Source organism: Pseudomonas sp. F9001 (genome assembly GCF_013385435.1).
GTDB lineage: Bacteria > Pseudomonadota > Gammaproteobacteria > Pseudomonadales > Pseudomonadaceae > Aquipseudomonas.
The window spans coordinates 1-367 of the sequence record NZ_JACAPX010000069.1 but is presented as its reverse complement, the minus strand read 5'-3'; the positions used below and the strand labels follow the sequence as shown (position 1 = coordinate 367).

General features: G+C 59.1%; 1 pseudogene. It reads left to right on the top strand.

Annotated elements, in window-relative coordinates:
* Window positions 1-169: 169 nt before the first annotated feature.
* Window positions 170-367: pseudogene (locus HX818_RS31015) on the top strand (efflux transporter periplasmic adaptor subunit); the annotation flags it as partial.

Sequence of the window (367 nt, the reverse complement as noted above, 5' to 3'; positions counted from 1 at the left end):
TATCCGCCCAGCTCAAGTTCTGGGTGAGGGCCTCCTTGTGCCCGGAAAAGCGGTTTTCAAGTTTTAGCAAGTTGCAGCAGCGCGAATAAGTTTTTCGATAGCCGCCTGCGGCGTCATCCAACGAGTAGGAGATAAAGAAATGATCGCCCATCCCAAACGACTTTCCGTCGTGTTGAGTGCGCTCTTAGTGGCCGGCACTGCCGGGATCGCCGTGAAGTATGGCGGTCATTTTTCCCCGGTCAGCACGGCGCAGGCGGCCGAGGTTGCCCGGGTGCCCAAGACCGAAGTAGACGTCGCCACCGTGGTCTTCAAGTCCGTCAGCGAGTGGCAGTCGTATTCCGGCCGCCTCGAAGCCGTGGGCAAGGTG